The sequence below is a fragment of the Myxococcus sp. AS-1-15 genome, from assembly GCF_020037055.1.
Lineage (GTDB): Bacteria > Myxococcota > Myxococcia > Myxococcales > Myxococcaceae > Myxococcus > Myxococcus fulvus.
In genome coordinates, this window is the sequence record NZ_JAIQDF010000025.1 from 59,569 (window position 1) to 77,002 (window position 17,434).

Consider the following 17,434-nt stretch of genomic DNA (forward strand, 5'->3'; position numbering starts at 1 on the left):
CCGCCGCGACATTGGTCAACGACAGGACGTGACTCCAGTTTCGTGGATGGAGGTTTCGTCGCGCCCTCTGGAAAGGGTGCTCGACTGGCTGGTCCCGCTCGTGTGCACGTTCACCGTCCTGGTGACGGCCACCGTGCTGGCGGGCTGGGCGATGGCCAGCGAGCGGCTCACCCGTGTGGTCTTCCTCCCGGGAGCCGGGGTGATGATGCCCCTCACCGCCGTGGGGCAGTTCTCCATCGGCTGCGCGCTGTGGCTGCTGAGGAGGAAGTCGGCGGAGCGCCTGGCAAGGGGACTGGGGCTGGCACTGGCGCTGCTCGCCATGGTGCTGGGCGGACTGGTGCTGCTCGAGTACCTGACGCGGCGGGATTTCGGGATCGCCCCCCTCTTCTTCGCGGACACCCTCACCCGGCTGTCGCCACACATGCCGGGCCGGCCGTCTCCCCTGACAGCGGCGAGCCTGGTGCTGCTCGGGTCCGCGCTGCTGCTGCTGCACGTCAGGACCCGCTCGGGGTGGCATCCGGCCCGTCCGCTCGCCCTGCTCGTCGCGCTCGTCTCCGCCCAGGCCCTCATCGGCTATGCGTATCTGGAGGAGGCTCCGCTGACCGCGTTCATCGGGCAGCGGGCCTTCGGGCCCTACACGCCCATGGCGCTGCACTCGGCGCTGTTGTTCCTGCTGCTCTCGGTGGGAATCCTCTCCGTGCATCCCCGATATGGACTGATGGGGGTGCTGCTGCGGGACGATGCCGGCGGCCTCATGGCGCGCAGGCTGTTGCCCGCCGTCATCACCCTGCCACTGCTCGTGTGGGGGCTGCGGCTGGTCAGCGAGGAGCTCGGCTTTCGCAGCGGCCCGTTCGGCACGTCGGTCTTCGCGCTCGTCACGGTGCTCGCCTTCGTGCTCCTGCTGGCTCGCAACGCGAACGCCCTCTCCCGACTGGATGCGCGCCAGCGCGAAGTGGCGCAGTCGCTGCGCATCTCCGAGGCCCGCTTCGCCGGCATCGTCAACAACGCCGCGGACGCCATCATCGCCGTCGACGAGCAGCGGAACATCACCCTGTTCAACACCGGCGCCGAGCGCATCTTCGGCTACGCCGCGGGCGAGGTGCTGGGCAGGTCGATGGACCTGTTGCTGAGCGGCCCCCTGGACCTCCCGGCGCGGGAGGCCGCCGGAACAGGCCCGGGCGACGAGGAGGGAAGACCCCTGTCCGGCCGTCGCAGGAGTGGGGAGGTGTTTCCCGCGGAGGCCACGCTCGCCGACGTGCGGGTGGATGATGTCGCGTTCAGGGCCGTCATCCTGCGCGACCTGAGCGCGCGGGTGCGAGCGGAGGAGGCCCGGCGCAACCGGGAGGAGCTGTTCCGCACCGCCTTCGACCATGCCCCCATCGGCATGTCCCTGGTTGGCCTGGACGGACACTTCCTGAACGTGAACGAGGCGCTGAGCCAGATGCTCGGGTACACGCGCGAGGAGCTGTGCGCGATGACATTCCAGGACCTCACCCACCCGGAGGACCTGGAGGGGGACCTGCTCCAGGTGGGGCGGCTGCTGGATGGGGAGCTGGGCACGTATCAGCTCGAGAAACGCTACCGTCACAAGCTGGGCCACTTGGTGTACGTCCTGCTCACCGCGTCCCTCGTCCACGATTCGAAGGGCAGACCGCTGCACTTCATCTCCCAGGTGCAGGACATCTCCGAGCGCAAGCAGCAGGAGCGGGAGCAGCGCCTGCTGGCGGAGGCCGGGCCCAGGCTCGCCAGCTCGCTGGACCCGGGGACGACGGTCACCACGGTGTCGCGGCTGCTCGTCCCAGCGCTCGCGGACTTCTGCGTCGTGACGATGATCGACGAGCACGGGAAGGTCCAACGCCGCGAGTGCCTCGCCTCCACGCACGAGAGGACGCTGTTGATGGAGGAGCTGTTCGGCGCGTATCCGCAGGCCCACCTGCGGCGGGGACATGCGTTGGCGGAGGTCTTCACCAGCGGCCAGTCGCTGCTGCTGGAAGAGGTCCCCGCGTCGCTCCTGGAGAGCACCGCGGAGGATGCCCGGCACCTGGACCTGCTTCGACGGCTCGCGCCCCGCTCCATCATCGTGGTGCCGCTGAGCGCGCGCGGGCACACGGTGGGCGTCGTCGCGCTGGGCACCTCCGAGTCCGGGCGGAGCTACGGGCGTCGGGACCTGGCGCTCGTCGAGGAGCTGGCGCGGCGCGCGGCGCTGGCCATCGACAACGCGAGCCTGCATGCGCGCTCCGAGCAGGCCACGCACCTTCGCGACGAGGTGCTGCGCATCGTCGCCCATGACCTGCGCGCGCCCCTGAATGTCATCTCGCTGAGCGCGGGGACGATGATGAAGCGCTCGCCGGCGGAGCGCGCCGCGGACTCGCGTCCACTGACCTCCATCCAGAAGGCGGTCACCCGGGCGACCGCGCTCATCGCGGACCTGCTGGATGTCGCGCGGATGCAGGGCGGCAGCCTCACCGTGGACCGTCGGCCGGAGTCGACGATGGCGCTGCTCACGGAGGCATTGGAGCTGCACCGGGCGCTGGCCGAGGCCCAGTCCGTCCATCTCCAGTTGGACGTCAGCCGCGACACGCCGGACCTCTTCGTGGACCGGGACCGGGTGCTGCAGCTCTTCTCCAACCTGATTGGCAACGCGCTGAAGTTCACCCCGATGGGCGGCTGCATCGTCCTGCGCGCGCGCCCGTGGGGGGAGATGGTGCGCTGCTCGGTGAGCGACACGGGCTCGGGGATTCCCCCCGAGGACCAGCACCACCTGTTCGAGCCCTTCTGGCAGGCCCGGAGCCGCGCCAAGGAAGGCGCGGGCCTTGGGCTCACCATCGTCAAGGGCATCACCGAGGCCCATGGCGGCCGGGTCTGGGTGGACAGCCAGCCCGGACTCGGCACCACCTTCTACTGCTCACTGCCCGCCATCCACTCGGCGGACAGCTCCCTCACCTGGCACGTCTGAGGCCGCGCTCAGTGCGTCGCGGGCGTGGACCCGTTGTGGCCCGGCGCGTGGCGTGGGCCGCGCGTACGGGGCTCGGGGACCTCCGGTGCCGGGGTGCTCGCGGCGCGCTCCAGTGCGTCCTCCGTGAAGACACTCAACCCGAGCTCCGGCCGGTAGCCGTGGACCTCCTTCACGTCCAGCTTCCGCATGAACTCCACGATGCCCGGGCTCACCTCCTGCCCCGGCACCAGGATGGGGAAGCCCGGCGGATACGGCACCACGAAGCGCGTGGACACCAGCCGCCGCCCCGAGTCCAGCGCCTGCGCGGCCTCCGGCAACGTCACGAACTCCGCGTTCTCCTCGCGGTACGCCAGGAAGAAGGCGCTGCGCAAGTCGCCCTCCCCCACTCCGCCCGACGGCTGGAACGCCGGATGGAACCCGCTGAAGTCCGGCAGCGGCGGCAGCTCCTCGGTGATGGCGCGCACCTTCGCGTCGAACAGCCTGCGCTCCGCGCCCGTCGCCTGCGCCAGCGTCGCCTCCAGTCGCTCCGCCTCGTGCCGGAGCCCGTCCAGGAGGAACGACAGCGAGCCCCACGTCACGCCAATCGTCGCGTTCATCAGCACCGTGTTGATGGACGTGTGGTTCACCTGGATGCCCAGCCGCTCCATCAACACCTTGCTCCGGAACTCGAACCCGTTGCGCCCGGTGAGCGCGGTGAAGAGCGTCAGGCGCGTCGGGTCCAGCACGAACTCGTCCTGCGCCCACGCCCGCGTCATCTCGTCCACGCCCGCCGAGCCCGGCCCCACGTAGCGGTTCAACCCCGAGCTCCGGAACACCTCCGGCACCATCTGCTCCGCGTCCAGCAGCCGCAGGTAGCGATGCAGCAGCGGGTCCTCGCGCAGCCGCTCGCGCATCCGCATCGCCAGCTGGTAGGCCTCCTTCACCATCGCGAAGCCCTCCAGGTCCATCTGTCGGCGCGCCAGGTCCAGCGACGCCACGAGCTGGTGGTTCGGCGACGTGGTGATGTGCGTGAAGTACGCCTCCGTCAGAGGCGCGGCCGCGCGGCGCTCGAAGTCCTCGTCCCAGACGTGCAGCATCGAGGCCTGACGGAACGCCGACAGCGACTTGTGCGTGGACTGTGTCGCGTACACGCGCACGCGCACCTTGTCCGGGTCCGGCAGCAGTCGCTCCTCCAGCGCGCGGGCCCCCGCCACCGCGTCCCCGTCTCCGCGCCGTGCACGCCACGCCCGGTACTCCTCGCGGTACGCGCGGCTGCGCAGCCGCTCCGCCAGCTTCTGCGCGGTCCGCATCGCCGTGCGCTGACGCGCCAGCGGCATGAACGTGGCGTAGGCGAACCACGCCTCATCCCAGAGGAACGCCAGGTCCGGCTTGATGGCCAGCAGCTCCTCCATCACCCGCTCCGGGTGGTAGACGAGCCCGTCGAAGGTGCAGTTGGTCAACACCACCAGCTTCACCCGGTCCAACCGCCCCGCGGACTTCAGCTCCAGGAGCTTCGCCTTCAGCGTGCTCAGCGCCACGCCGCCGTACATCGCGAACTCCCGCACCGGATACGCATCCAGGTACACCGTGTGCGCGCCCGCCAGCACCAGCCCGTAGTGGTGCGACTTGTGGCAGTTGCGGTCGATGAGCACCACGTCACCGGGCTGGAGCAGCGTCTGGTGGACGATCTTGTTCGCCGTCGACGTGCCGTTGGTGACGAAGAACGTCTGCTGCGCGCCGAACGTCTTGGCCGCCTTCTCCTGCGCCTGCTTGATGGAGCCCGTCGGCTCCAACAGGGAGTCCAGTCCACCCGCGGTGGAGGAGGACTCCGCCATGAACAGGTTGGGCCCGTAGAACTCCCCCATGTCCCGCAGCCAGCGCGAGTTGTACACCGAGTGGCCTCGGGCAATCGGCAGCGCGTGGAAGTTGCCGATGGGCCGCGAGGCGTAGTGCTTGAGCGCGTCGAAGAACGGCGTCCGGTAGCGCTCGCGCACGCCGTCCACCACCGTGACGTTCAGCTCGTGCGCGGACTCGTACCGGTAGAAGACGCGGTCGAACAGGCGCTCGGTGTGCATCTCCCGCCCCACCAGGGACTCGTCGGTGATGAGGTAGACGTTGAGGTGTGGACGCAGCCGCCGCACCCAGCGCGCCACCACGAGCCCCGCCTCGTCGCCGTTGCGCTCCGCCTCCGTGAGGATGGGCTCCAGCGTGGAGCGAAGCTGCTTCACGGGCGAGCGCGAGCGCAGCGGCAGGTCCTGCCGCACCACGCACACCTGCACGTCGTCGTTGACGAGCACCGCCACCAGCGCGTCCTCCACCGAGCGCACCTGGAGCAGCTCGTAGAGGAACTGGTGCTCCCCGCGCTGCGCCTCGAGCATCCCGCGGTGGACCCGCTCGAAGTCCGCCGCCGCCATGTCATCCACCACCAGCGTGGTGAAGTAGTGCGAGCCCTCCGGCGCCGCCGCGCGCGTCCCATCCAGGTCCGTGAGCAGACAGGCGCGGTCGCGATGCAGGCTCAACAGGCCCACCAGCCGACGCACCTCCTCGGCCAGCTCCTCCACATCGTGCCGACGCGCCATCTCCGCCAGCCTCTGCAGCCGGGCCTCGCCCGGGAACACGAAGAGCCGCTCGATGGGATGCACCTCCGCGAAGAGCGAGAGCACCTGCTCCATGTGCTCGGGCGACACCTGCCCCTCGGCGTGCCGCGCCTCCAGCCGCGTCACCTCCTCCCGCAGCCGGTTCCACACGTCCAGTCGGACCTGCTCGGGATTGAAGACCGCGGACAACAGGTGTGCCTGGACACCGGACTCCAGCGAGCTCAGGGGCTCCGCCATGGCGGCACGCCCTCCTTTCGTCGACGGGCACGGGCGGAGCGCCGTGCGACTCGACGTCGGACAAGGTAGGCGCCACGTCATCGACGCGAAGCCCGGACGGCGGGGAGGGTTCCTGGGCCCACGCATGGACGCGAGGGCCTCTTCGCTCGTGCGCTCCCGGCGTTGCCGCGCGGCCGGGCGGCCCCCACTCCTCAACCACCGAAGCCGACGCGCCAGCAGCCTGCGCTCGCGGGCGCCCACGTCGCTGGGAGGAGATGACATGAAGCTCGCAAGTCGCGGTCGCAGAAGCTGGTTGCTCTCCACATGTCTGCTGGCCCTCACCGGCCCCGGTGTCGCGCTCGGCGCGGCGCCCAGGTCCAAGCCCGCCGCGTCCCAGACGACCGCCCGCCCCTCCCCGGGAGACGAGGCGATGCCGTCCGAGACGGACATCCAGCAGGCCCTCCAGAAGGCCCACACGCAGTTCAAGGGGAACAAGGAAGGCAAGAACGCGGACTACATCCCGTACCTGGCCACGGTGAACCCCAACCTCTTCGGCCTCGCGCTCGTCACCGTCGACGGGAAGATCTACACCGCCGGCGACGCCGCCTCGCCCTTCCCCATCGAGTCGCTCTCCAAGCCCTTCACGCTGGCGCGGCTGATGGAGGAGGTGGGCGCCAAGAAGGTCGAGGACAAGATTGGCGTGGACGCCACCGGGCAGCCGTTCAACTCCATCGTCGCCATCGAGATGAACGAGGACCACCGCGCCGGCAATCCGCTGGTCAACGCGGGCGCCATCACCTCCGTGAGCCTGATTCCCGCGAAGACGCCCGACGAGCGCTGGAGGAAGATCAGCGGCAACTTCAACGCCTTCGCGGGCGAGCCGCTCTCCGTGAACGAGGAGGTCTACAAGTCGGAGACGGCCACCAACACGCGCAACCAGTCCATCTCCGCGCTGCTGGAGTCCTATGACGTCCTCGGCTCTCCGCGCGAGCAGGCGCTCGACCTCTACACGCGGCAGTGCTCGGTCAACGTCACGGCCCGGCAGCTGGCCACCATGGGCGCCACGCTCGCCAACGGTGGCATCAACCCCGTCACGGGTGAGCGGGTCATCAGCCCGGACACCGCGCGGCGCACCCTGGCGCTGATGGCCACCAATGGTCTGTATGAGAACACCGGCGAGTGGCTCTATCAGGCCGGCGTCCCCGCGAAGAGCGGCGTGGGCGGTGGCATCGTCGCCGTGGTGCCGGGCCGCTACGCCATCGCGGCCTTCTCCCCGCCGCTCGACAAGGCGGGCAACAGCGTGCGAGCCCAGCGCGCCATCACCCATGTCGTGAACTCGCTGGGTGACAACCTGTACGCCGCCACGCCTGGCGGCGCGGGCACGATGGGGACCGGTGGCGCGGGCCGCGACGGCGCGGAGCAGAAGACGCCTCCGTCGCCATAGACCCTCGCCGCCGTGGTTCGCGGGCGCCTCTTCCCATCACGAGGGAGGGGCGCCCTCTCACGTTGCGTGTTCGATGAGCCCCGTCCACGAGGGCGAGGCCGCTGTCCGTCAGCCATCGTCGCGCCGCGCCCGCCGTCCGCTCGCGGATAGCGCACGACGCCCCCGACTGGCGCCCTCCAGCCGCATGCCCACCGTGCCGCTCGGCCCCTGGCGAGTCGCCTCGCTTGGGGACCGCGCTCATTCGAGGGAACAGGGCATGCGCTGGATACGAGTGGCGGCGGTGGTGGCGGGCGTGAGCGGACTGCTCGCCCCGACGGAGAGTCACGCGCAGGACGAGAAGAAGGACGACGACAAGCCCACCATCACCGGAGGCTATGATGAGAAGAACGGCTTCCACGTCCAGTCCGAGGACGGGAACTACCTGCTCGGCATCGGGCTGCAGGCTGGCTACAAGCTCGAGCCCGTCTTCCTGGATGGCAAGGCCGAGTCCCGCACGGCCTTCTCGTTCCTGCGCCCCATCATGCGCGGCAACGTCTTCCGCCCCTGGATTCGCTTCTGGACGTCGCTGGAGCTGGCGGACCCGCCGCTGTACCTGCTCGACTCGCTGGTGGAGATCCAACCCTGGGACGAGCTGGGCGTGCGCGCGGGCCAGCAGTACACCCCGCTGAGCCGTCACGAGTCCTGGGGCCCGCAGCAGATCCTCTTCCCCGAGTTCTCCACCATCGCCAACTACTACTGGACCGGTCGCGACAAGGGCGTGACGTTCTTCGGGACCATGGACCGGCTGGAGTACTACGTCGGCGTCTACGGCGGCTCTCCGCTGCGCAGCGTCCGCTCCGAGTCCGACAAGTATCAGCTCAACGCGCGCGCCACCTTCTCCCCCATGGGCAAGCCCGGCTACGGCGAGCTGCCGTACATCATGTCCGGCGACAAGGAGCCGCCTCCACTCAACGTGTCCTTCACGCTGCAGGGGGCCGCCGGCGACGTCTCCCAGGTGAAGGAGAACTTCAACCCGGAGTCCGGCGTCTTCGAAATCCTGCGCGAGGGTGAGCGCCGCTTCGTCACCGGCGGCGTGGACCTGTTCATCCAGGCGCGGCGCTTCAGCCTCTTCGGCGAGGCGTACATCAGCCGCGTCGACCCGATGAACAACGCGCGCAACTTCTCCAGCTTCGGCGCGTGGGTGCAGGCGGACTACGTCGTCTACAAGAAGACCGTGGATGTGGGCGTGCGCCTGAGCTACCTCAACCCGAGCTTCGACCTGGACGACGACCTGCTCTACATCGGCGAGGCCCAGCTCGCCTGGTTCGTCAACGCGCCGCACCTGGCGTTCAAGCTGCGCTACCAGATTGCCCACCAGGAAGCCGCCAACGGCGCGGAGGACGCCTCCGTCGTCATTCCGAAGGACCCCGGCACCTCGCAGCTCATCACCCTGCAGCTCAACCTGGCGTTCTAGCGCCCCCGTCTTGCGAGCATCCAGGCGGCGCATGCCGTGCGCCTGTCGATGGCCAGGAGACGCCGCCGCCAGGCGCCCCATCGACGGCAGGGCCCGCACCTGTAGCGCCCCACGCTACAGGCGGGCCGGATTTGTAACCCTCCAGGCTACGCCCCTGTCTCGAGGGCGGGAGTGACCCCAGGGTGAGGGTGGAACGGCACACCCGCTGCATTGTCGTGGACTGCCACACGGTCGGGCGCAACCCACCACGACCGTGCGCTCCGTGCAGCAGGGGGGCCGGGGGGCGGAGAGGGGGGACGCGGGGCCCGGCCGGGAGACAGACCGAGCCGGGCCTCCGCGGGGGCTTTCACGGAGCAACCTGACGGATGGGACAGGATGGACGACCGGAACTTCGCGTCACGTGGCCATGGTATCTTGAAGCTCATGTCTGCTTCCGACCGGGCCCGCACACCACCTCCGATTCCCGACGTGAAGAGTGATCCGGTCTGGAAGGTCGAGGCACGGGACTCCGGCGACGAGGCGCTCCACGTCACGCTCCCCTACGAGCAGGGCCGCCGCGCGTATGACGCCTCCACCGTGCGCCGCTTCCGGCTGACGGTGGTGGAAGGCCCCCAGTCCGGCAGCACGTGGGAGTCCACGGCGGACACGTGCTCGGTGGGCTCGCATCCGCTCAACGACTTCGCGGTGGATGACTCCACCGTGTCGCGCTTCCACTGCGAGATTCGCATCGGGCCCAAGGGGCCGCAGGTGCGCGACCTGGACAGCCTCAACGGCGTCATCCTGGACGGCGTCCTGGTGATGGAGGGCGTGCTGCGCAGCGGCTCGCTGCTGCGGCTGGGCCGGGTGGTGCTGCGCTTCGACTTCAGCGCGGAGAACAACCGGCTGCCGGTGTCGGAGAGCACGCGCTTCGGGACGCTGGTGGGCGCGTCGGTGGCCATGCGCGTGTGCTTCGCGATGATGGAGCGCGCCGCGTCGCGCGACGTCACCGTGCTGCTGGAGGGCGAGACGGGCACGGGCAAGAGCCAGGCGGCCCAGGCCATCCACGAGGCGGGCCGGCGCAAGGACGGCCCCTTCCTGGTGGTGGACTGCGGCGCCATCCCCGCGCACCTCCTGGAGAGCGAGCTGTTCGGGCACGAGAAGGGCGCCTTCACCGGCGCGCTCCAGCGCCGGGCGGGCGTCTTCGAGGAGGCCATCGGCGGCACCGTCTTCCTCGACGAGATTGGCGAACTGCCCGCGGAGCTGCAGCCCAAGCTGCTGCGCGTGCTGGAGAACCGGGAGATCCGCCGCGTCGGCAGCAACACGTACCAGCCGGTGGACGTGCGACTGATGGCGGCCACGCACCGAGACCTGCGCGCGGAGGTGAACGCGGGGCGCTTCCGCTCCGACCTCTTCTTCCGCCTCGCGGTGCTGAGGATCGCCCTGCCCCCCCTGCGTCAGCGGCCCGAGGACCTGCCGCTGCTGGTGGAGGGCATCCTGGGCACGCTGGGCGCGGACAAGGAGCGCACCGCGTCCCTGCGCACGCCGGACTTCCTGGCCCGGCTGCGCTACGCGGCGTGGCCCGGCAACGTGCGCGAGCTGCGCAACTACCTGGAGCGCTGCCTCGTCTTCGAGGAGGCGGTGGAGCTGACCGAGGACGAGTCGCGCTCGGGCAACCCCATGGAGGTGGACCCCACCCTGCCCTACGCCGACCAGCGCCGCCGCGCCGTCGACGACTTCGAGCGCCGCTACCTGCGCGCGCTCCTGGAGAAGCACCAGGGCAAGGTGGCCCAGGCCGCCGTCACCGCGGGCATGGACCGGGTGCACCTCTACCGGCTGCTGCGCCGGCACGGCATCAAGCCGTGAGCCTCACCGCCGTCCGGTGACGCGGGACCAGAGGGCCCCGCCACCGGGCAACGGCGCCGCGAGGAAGCCGGACTCCAGCCCTCTCAGCGCCGACTCGGTGGCCACCAGCCCTCCGTCCGTCGCGTCCGCCACCCAGCCCGGCAGGTGCAACAGGCTCGCGCCCACGCGGCCCTCCGCGCCCGGCAGCTGGTCCACGTGGACGGTGATGGCCAGGCGGACCGGGGACGCGGTCTCGCGAGCGTCCTGGTCTCGCGCCCCCTCCTGTTCCAGGAGGGACAGCGCCGCCGCCAGCACGCGCTCGCGCACGGCGCGCTCGGAGGCCGCGTCATCGGGCAGCGGCGCCAGCGCCATCAGACAGCCGCTCCCCTCCAGCCGCACCTCCAGCCCCACCTCGCGGGCAACCAGGCCCGTGCGCTCCAGCAGGGAGTCCATGCGCTCCAGGCTCGTCGAGTCGGGCGCGTGGGACATGCGGGCCTCCGCGTAGAGCGCCACCGCGTGGCCCGGGTTCGCGCGAGGCCCCACGCCCCCCACCGCTCGACGCAGCTCCTCCAGGAACAGGGCCACGTCCGGGTAGCGCTCCTCGCGAGTCTTGGCCAGGCAGCGCGACACCACGTCATCCAGCCCCGAGGGCACGGGCGCGCGCTCGGTGGGCCTGGGGGGTGGCGCGTGCAGGTGCTGCTCCTCCACCTCGTGCCGCGTGGCGCCCTGGAACGGCGGCTGCCCGGTGACGAGCTGGAACAGGAGCACGCCCAGCGCATACAGGTCCGTGCGCGCGTCGGGCACCTCACCGCGGATCTGCTCGGGCGCCATGGACAGCGGCGTGCCCAGGGCGACGCCCGTGTGCGTGAGCGACGAGGCCCCGGGAACCCCTGGCGTCAGCGCCTTCGCCACGCCGAAGTCCACCAGCTTCACCCACGGGGACTCGCCCCCGCCGGACAGGCGCATCACGTTCTGCGCCTTGAGGTCCCGGTGCACCACGCCCGCCGCGTGCGCGACGCCCAGCGCGGCGCCCACCTGCTCCAGCACCTCCAGTGCCTCACGTGAGGACAGGGGCCCTCGCGCGGACAGCTCCGCGGCCAGGTCGCGGCCCTCCAGCCACTCCATGGCGATGAAGGGCCGGCCCTCCGGGAGCTCGCCATGGTCGAGCACCTGGACGATGTGCGGATGACTCAGCCGCTGGAGCGTCGCCGCCTCCCGTCGGAAGCGGCGCAGCGCGGTGTCCGTGGACAAGGCCGACGACTGCAGGACCTTGAGCGCGGCGAGCGTCCCGCTCGTCGCATCCCGCGCCCGATAGAGGGTGGAGACCGGCCCCCGGTAATGGACACGCTCCACGACCCAGCGCCCCACCAGCGCGCCGGGCCGCAGCTCCTCACCGTAGAGGGCCTCCACGCCTCCGCTCGTCATCGACTAGCGCTCCTTGCTCGTGCGAATCGTCCGCGAGCACAGCTTGAGCGCGCGCTCACCCTTCACCGGGCCGCAGGCGTCATGCAGGAACGTCGTCACCGGCTCCCTCCACAGACCGCCGAACGGATCCCTGCACCGCTCGTAGTCGCCATCCCCCGGCACCTCCGGGCCATCGTCGATCTCACACCGCCCCTCGCCCTTCGTCGCGCTCCCCCAGCAGGGGCCCGCCACCGTGGACGCGCAGTTGGCGCCGGTGCCGGGCAGCGCGCAGACGCGGTACGAGGAGTACGCCGCGCCGTTGCTCCACTGCGGGTCGTAACAGGAGTACATGCGCTTGTAGATGGCACCATCCACCACCGCGTCATCTCCCACCACGCGATAGCGCGTGATGTCGCCCTGGCGGACCTCCTCCACGTACACCTGCGTGGCCAGCGCCTTCGAGTCGAAGATGTTGCCGTAGAAGGCGCCCTCGCGAACGCCGAAGACCTCGGCCTCCGCCAGCGGATACGCCGCCAGCTCGGAGGAGTCCGCGGCCACGCTCGCGACGCCGCTGTCGTTGCTGTCATACGGCGCCGTCATCACGCTGAAGTATCCCTCCGCCGGGCAGGTGAAGCCGACCACCGGCCCCGTGCCGGAGCAGCTGGACTCCGACTCGCCGAGCGCCGTGTCGCTGGCGGAGCCACAGCCCACCACGCCCGAGCAGACCCGCAGCGCCATGCGCCCGCCGGTCGAGGCCCCCAGCGTCGGCCCCGGGCAGGCGACGGCGCCGCCCGCCCCGACCCAGACCTGCGAGCCGGGCAGACAGGAGCCGATACCGTCCGGCGTCCACCCGCAGTCGCGCTGCGCGCCCGTCTCGCCCTCATGGCAGCCCTCGAAGCTCGGCAGCTTCGTCGCCGTGGTCGGGTCGTACTCCGCCGGCCGCGACACCGGCTCCAGGTAGAAGATGCTCGGGTTGCCGGAGACCTCGCCGCGGATGGACAGCTCCACGCGGCGGCCGAACGCGTTGTTGCGCGCCAGCAGGCACGCGGAGACGCGGTTGAGGCAATCGGGCGTCGGGGCCGACGTCAGCCACGACGTACACAGGCCCGCCTTGCCCTGCCACAGGTTGGCGCCCGGCGTCGGCCCGCGAGGGTTGTAGTACCAGAGCACCTGGTTGGGCCCCAGCGCGCAGCTCACCAGGTAGCTCATGAACGTCTGGGCATCCGGATCATGCAGCTGCTTGCGGATGTACGCGTCCCCTCCCGATGCGCTGAACAGGTCCTGCAGCTTCTGCGTCGCCAACATCCGGTTGGCCAGCGCGTTGGTGGAGAGGGCGTTGAGGACCAGCGCATCCGTGGACAGCGAGTTCGCGATGCGAATCTCCGCCCGGCTCTCCCCGACGTCGGACGTCGGGGCGTCGGCGACGGGCACGCTGCTCCCTCCCCCACAGCCGGCCAGGGCCAACAACAGCAAGGACACGACACCCGACGGGGCGCGACGGACAGTGACACCCATGGACGCTCCTCCAGTGAAAAACATGAAATTGGAGAAATACCCCCCCACTGAAGCACGCTCCAGGCCAGCCGCGCCGCCCGTCACCTTGCCGGCGGGAAACCGCCCTGGGAGGTCGTCCGCTGTAGCGTGGGAGGTCACTCCCCGGCGGGTTTGTGACGTCCCGCGCTACACCCGCCCCACCGTGTCGCGCAGGGCCTCCCAGCGGGTCCGCCAGAGCGGAGCGGAGGCGATGGCGCTCTCGGCGCGGGTCAGCCACGTGCGGGCTTCGTCCGGGAGGCGGGAGCGGAAGGCGGAGTGGGCGGCCTGGAGCAGCAGCTCCGCCTTCTCGTCGGGAGAGGCCAGCTCGCGGGCCTCGTCCTCCAGCGCCGTCCATGCGGGCGACTCGTGCACTCCGCCTCCGCGCTCGGCCTCGCGCACCTGGAGCTCCACCAGCTTGCGCATGACGGCGGTGGGCGGCAGCGAGGCGGGCGGGCAATGGAACTCAATCCAGCGCAGCTGGCGGGACGCCTCCTCCCAATCGCCGAGCGCCACGCCGATGCGCGCGAGCAGCAGCGCGTCCACGGGCACCGGATGTTCGAGGAAGAAGCGCACGCCGAGCTCATGGGCCCGGCGCGCCAACGGGAGCGCCTCCTGCAGGCGCCCCTGCATGTAGAGCACCTCGGCGAGGTTGAAGGTGGACCAGCGCTCCACCTGCGCGTGTCCCAGCTCGCGTCCCAGGCCCATCGCGCGCCGCAGGTCCTCCTCCATCCTCGCCACATCGCCCTGCCCCAGCCACAGGAGCACGCGGTTGATGAGCGTGGCGGCCAGGTGCAGCGCATCGCCCGCGGCCTCGCAGCGGGCCAGGGCCTCCTCGAAGCGCGACGCGGCCTCCTCCGTGCGCTCGAGGAACGTCAGCGACGAGCCCAGCATGGTGAGGGCCACCACCAGGGTCTCGTGCTCCCTGGCGCGCTCTGCGCCCTCGATGACGGAGTCGAGGATGCGGGCCGCATTGCCCCACTCCCCCTGGCGCACGTGCAACCGTCCTCGGGCCAGGGTGCAGCGCAGGGACAGGCGCGGGTCGTCGAGCTGCTCGATGCGCTCCAGCGCCTCGCGAGCACAGAGCGTCGAGCCCTCCACGTCCTCCATCCAGTCGCGCGCGGTGGCCTCCTCCAGGAGCAGGTCCACGCACAGGGCCTTGTCGCCGCGGACCTCCGCCAGGGCGCGCGCGGCGGCCAGGTCACCGAGCCCTTCGTGGAAGCGCTGGAGGCGATGGCGCACGCGTCCTCGTCCCGCGAGAGCCCGTGCCCGCTGCTCGGAGTCGCGGTCCGGCAGCAGCGCGAGCGCGCGGGTGTAGAGCTGCTCGGCCTCCACGGAGCGGTGCGCGCGGCGTGACTCCTCGGCCAACACGAGGAACGCGGTGGCGGCCTCGTCGTGCGCGCCGCAGGCCGCGGCGTGGAGGGCGCGACGATGACGTTCGACGGGTGAATCCCCGGTGGTCGCCAGTCGCGCGGCGGCATGCAGCGCACGCCGAGTCACCGGAGGCAGGAGCGCTTCGATGGACTCGCGCAGCAAGGGGTGACGGAACGCGAAGCGGCCCAGGCCCACGGGCCTGAGGAGCCCCGCGCGCGCCAGACGCTGCAGGCCCGCGCCCGCGTCCAAGGAGGTGGCCATGCCCACGCCCTCCTCCGCGGGCCCGAGGTGTCGCAAGGCCGCGTCCACGCGCTCGACCTCCAGCTCCGTGCCGAGCACCGCGCACAGTCGCGCGAGCCCGCCGTACGCATCCGGCAGTCCATCCAGCGCGCGACTGGCGAGCCGCTGGAAGAGCGGCGTCACGGACACGTCGAGCAGCGCGTCCGGGGCGATGTACCAACCGCCCCCGGGCGAGGCCCTCAGCGCGCCCGCGGTCCGCAGGGCCACGGCCAGCTCGACGAGCGACAGCGGCACGCCCTGGGCCAGCTGCTCCAATCGCGCGAGCACCGGCTCCGGGATGTGCTCGGCGGGACGCAGCAGGTGCAGCATCAGCGCGCGACTGGCCTCGGGAGGCAGCGGCGGCAGGACATGTCGAGCGGCGCTCGCGCTGCGCTCGCCCAGGTGGGGCCGCAGGCCGAGCAGCGCCGGTCGAGCGACGACGCAGACCCAGAGCGGCGCGGACGCGCCCGTGAGCGTGGCGACCTCCAGCGTGTCGAGCGTCGTCGGGTCCGCCAGGTGCGCATCATCCAGCAGCAACACCCGGGGCAGCTCGCGAGCGCGGTGACGAAGCGCTTCGGCGAGCCAGCGCGCCGCCGCGTGACGTGCGTCCGCGAGCGGGACGCCGCTGGTCCTGGGGGACTCGGGCAGCAGCGAGGGCCCGTCGACGAGAGCGGCGCGCAGGGTCTCGAGCAGCGCCTCCGGCGAGCGGACGTCCGGAGCCGTGGCGCGCAAGCGGATGACCTGGGCCTGGCCGCTCGACTCCAACCGCGCGGCGAGCGCTTCGATGACGCGCGACTTGCCGAGCCCCACGTCCGCGGTGACGACCGAGAAGCCCGGGACGCTCTCCGAGAGGCTGCGGAACGCCTCCTTCGCCAGCGACTCCAGCAGGTCCTCGCGGCCGAAGAGCGGAGGCGGTTCGGAGGAGGCGCTGGACGCCGCGCTGTCGAGCAGTCTCAGCCGCCCCACGTCCGAGGTGGAGTCCAGGAGGCTCGCGGTGTCGCGGCCCACGGCCTCGGTGGCGCTGGAGTCCAGGCGCGCGGCCGCGGCCTCCGTGACGCGCGTCTCACCGGGCACCCATGTCTGCGGCCACCAGTCCGCGGGCGAGTCCAGCGCGGCCCCCGCCAATCGCAACGTGGACGCACCGACGCGCACGTGCAGCTCCGCCAGATGGAGCACGGCCGAGGCCTCCGACTCCTCGAGCAGCTTCCTCGCGGCGAGCGCGCCCGCGCGCACGTTCGCCTCGGCGGTGAGCGACTCCGCGAAGGCGATGACGTAGCCACCGGGCCTCACGCGCGCGATGAGCCCGCCGCGCGGTTCGATGGCGGCCTTCACCGCGTCCAACGCCAGCGGTGTGTGGAGCCCGAGCAGCGCCACCTGCCGAGGCCCCGCGCCCGACGAGAGCGGCTGCTGCGGGGACACGGCCTCGCCCGGCGCGACGGGGCCGAGCGCGGTGGTGGCGCGACATGCGGCGTCGAAGGCCGCGAGCACGTCGGGGGCCCTGGCGAAGCGCTCCAGCGGCGACTTGGCCAGACAGGAGCGGAGGACATCGTCGAGCGCGGCGGGGACCTCCGCGCGCTCGGAGACCTTCGGCGGGCGCAGGCTGACGTGTCCGTGGCGGATCTGCTCCGGGCTGCCGACGAAGGGCGGCGCGCCCGTGAGCAGCTCGAAGAGGACGATGCCCAGCGAGTAGATGTCGGCGGGCGTGCTGGCCAGACGCGCGTCCAGACACTGCTCCGGAGCCATGTACAACGGCGTGCCCAGCCGCTGCCCCGCGGGCGTCACTCCGGGCGGGAGCGCGTCCGCGTCGTCCGGGTCCTCGAGGTCGTGGAAGCGCGCGAGCCCCAGGTCGAGGAGGCTCAGCGCGCCGCCCTCGCGCAGGAAGATGTTCTCCGGCTTGAGGTCGCGGTGCGCCACGCCCGCCGCGTGCATGTGCTCCAGCGCCGAGCACAAGCCACGGAGCAGCTCCCGCACGCGCGGCAGCGACGCGGCGCCTGTGCCCGGCAGCGCCGCCATCCACGCCGCGAGCGTCTGCCCGTGCAGGTGCTCCATCACCAGGAACGGTCGTCCGCGCGCGACGCCGTGCTCCAGCAGCTCCGGGACGATGGGAGCCCCCACGCGCCGCAGCGCCGCGGCCTCGCGCGCGAAGCGCTCGTGATGCGGCCCATGCCCGACCTTGAGCGCCACCTCGCGACCATCCGAGTCGCGATACGCGGTGAACACCTGCGAGAAGCCACCACGCCCCAGCGGCGCGGCGCCGCGCACGCCCGGCACGTCCGTGAGCGTCAGTGTCCCGGCGAGCGAGCCGCCTGGAACACTCGCGCCGTGCACGGGACAAGCCGCGCCCGGAGCAAGGCGACGGTGACAGTTCAGGCAGCGCATCG

Annotated in this window: 8 protein-coding genes; 4 read left to right on the forward strand and 4 right to left on the reverse strand. The window is 71.4% G+C overall.

The genetic code is table 11. From position 1 onward, the window contains the following. Positions 1-76 precede the first annotated feature (76 nt). A complete protein-coding gene (locus K8625_RS41065) occupies positions 77-2,956 on the forward strand; it encodes a PAS domain S-box protein (protein WP_223785772.1) in 2,880 nt (959 codons plus the stop codon). A gap of 8 nt (positions 2,957-2,964) precedes the next feature. Here the strand turns inward: K8625_RS41065 and K8625_RS41070 are convergent, their stop codons facing one another. Continuing rightward, positions 2,965-5,769, reverse strand: a complete 2,805-nt coding sequence (locus K8625_RS41070) for an aminotransferase class I/II-fold pyridoxal phosphate-dependent enzyme (RefSeq protein WP_223785773.1) — start codon at positions 5,767-5,769, stop codon at positions 2,965-2,967. A gap of 259 nt (positions 5,770-6,028) precedes the next feature. On the opposite strand from K8625_RS41070, the gene glsA reads away from it, so the two are divergent. From glsA to K8625_RS41085, 3 genes are all read left to right on the forward strand, one after another. Continuing rightward, complete coding sequence (glsA, locus tag K8625_RS41075) at positions 6,029-7,192, forward strand: glutaminase A (RefSeq protein ID WP_223751570.1); 1,164 nt, start codon at positions 6,029-6,031, stop codon at positions 7,190-7,192. A 256-nt stretch (positions 7,193-7,448) separates the two neighbouring features. Continuing rightward, positions 7,449-8,645, forward strand: coding sequence for a porin (locus K8625_RS41080; protein WP_223785774.1), 1,197 nt, complete (start codon positions 7,449-7,451; stop codon positions 8,643-8,645). A 423-nt stretch (positions 8,646-9,068) separates the two neighbouring features. Further along, entirely contained in the window at positions 9,069-10,487 is a 1,419-nt protein-coding gene (locus K8625_RS41085; protein ID WP_223751568.1) for a sigma 54-interacting transcriptional regulator, read from the forward strand. A 3-nt stretch (positions 10,488-10,490) separates the two neighbouring features. Here the strand turns inward: K8625_RS41085 and K8625_RS41090 are convergent, their stop codons facing one another. The 3 genes from K8625_RS41090 to K8625_RS41100 form a co-directional block, all read right to left on the reverse strand. Further along, the gene (locus K8625_RS41090; RefSeq protein ID WP_223785775.1) at positions 10,491-11,891 is read right to left on the reverse strand and encodes a serine/threonine-protein kinase; all 1,401 of its coding nucleotides are present in this window, start codon (positions 11,889-11,891) and stop codon (positions 10,491-10,493) included. Positions 11,892-11,894: 3 nt separating this feature from the next. After that, the gene (locus tag K8625_RS41095) at positions 11,895-13,385 is read right to left on the reverse strand and encodes a hypothetical protein (protein ID WP_223785776.1); all 1,491 of its coding nucleotides are present in this window, start codon (positions 13,383-13,385) and stop codon (positions 11,895-11,897) included. A gap of 165 nt (positions 13,386-13,550) precedes the next feature. Then, positions 13,551-17,432, reverse strand: coding sequence for a serine/threonine-protein kinase (locus tag K8625_RS41100; protein ID WP_223785777.1), 3,882 nt, complete (start codon positions 17,430-17,432; stop codon positions 13,551-13,553). Positions 17,433-17,434: the final 2 nt, after the last annotated feature.

Excerpts from the sequence above, each read along its gene's own strand:
- K8625_RS41070 (WP_223785773.1), bottom strand. The coding sequence starts at position 5,769 with ATGGCGGAGCCCCTGAGCTCGCTGGAGTCCGGTGTCCAGGCACACCTG.
- glsA (WP_223751570.1), top strand. The coding sequence starts at position 6,029 with ATGAAGCTCGCAAGTCGCGGTCGCAGAAGCTGGTTGCTCTCCACATGT.
- K8625_RS41080 (WP_223785774.1), top strand. The coding sequence starts at position 7,449 with ATGCGCTGGATACGAGTGGCGGCGGTGGTGGCGGGCGTGAGCGGACTG.
- K8625_RS41085 (WP_223751568.1), top strand. The coding sequence starts at position 9,069 with ATGTCTGCTTCCGACCGGGCCCGCACACCACCTCCGATTCCCGACGTG.
- K8625_RS41090 (WP_223785775.1), bottom strand. The coding sequence starts at position 11,891 with ATGACGAGCGGAGGCGTGGAGGCCCTCTACGGTGAGGAGCTGCGGCCC.
- K8625_RS41095 (WP_223785776.1), bottom strand. The coding sequence starts at position 13,385 with ATGGGTGTCACTGTCCGTCGCGCCCCGTCGGGTGTCGTGTCCTTGCTG.
- K8625_RS41100 (WP_223785777.1), bottom strand. The coding sequence starts at position 17,432 with ATGCGCTGCCTGAACTGTCACCGTCGCCTTGCTCCGGGCGCGGCTTGT.